The organism is Neoluteolibacter marinus (assembly GCF_014904755.1).
GTDB classification, from domain to species: domain Bacteria; phylum Verrucomicrobiota; class Verrucomicrobiia; order Verrucomicrobiales; family Akkermansiaceae; genus Haloferula; species Haloferula marina.
This window is the reverse complement of the sequence record NZ_JACZFQ010000277.1, coordinates 1-610: the sequence shown is the minus strand read 5'-3', so window position 1 is coordinate 610 and position 610 is coordinate 1. Positions and strand designations below refer to the sequence as shown.

1 pseudogene is annotated in these 610 nt (G+C 74.8%); it reads right to left on the bottom strand.

The features are described from left to right. A pseudogene (locus tag IG178_RS24840) lies at positions 1 to 610 on the bottom strand (phenylalanine--tRNA ligase subunit beta); the annotation flags it as partial.

The window sequence follows — 610 nt, the reverse complement described above, 5'->3', positions numbered from 1 at the left end:
CGGCGGCGATCGCGCCGTCGCGGGCGGCCAGGATCGCCGACAGCTCCAGCTCCATGGCGCTCGTGCGCTCGGGCAGGCCCTGCTGAGCGACCAGCTGCGGGTGCAGCTCGCCGGCTGTGCCCACGAGGTCCCCGGAGGGAAGGCGCAGCACCGCCGTGCGCCCAGGGTGGAAGGCCTGATGGCGGCCCTGCTCCACGCTCAGGCGCACGCCCAGGACGTCGCCGACCAGACGCGCGATCTCGAGGGCGTCCCGCCAGCCCAGCGCTCGCGGGTCGGACCCCGGGGCCGCCGGGGCGTCGTCGCCGGCGAAGACGGCTGCGATATGCAGGGGCTGCTCCGGGATCCCGCCTCGCAGATCCGCCAGGACCTGCTCGGACGGGCGCTGACCGACCGGAGGGATGGATCCGGTGCCCAGCTGGGCGCCGGGGCGGAAGACGAGTCCCGACTCGAAGAGCTGCAGATCGCGGAACCCGCGCGAGCGGTTGCGATGCAGGATCTCCAGCAGGCCGGGGATCAGCGAAGCGCGCAGCACGCCGCGGGACTCGGCGATGGGATTGGCCAGGCGCACCGAGTCGACCTCGGTCCCGGGCTCGGGCGAGGCCCACAGCTG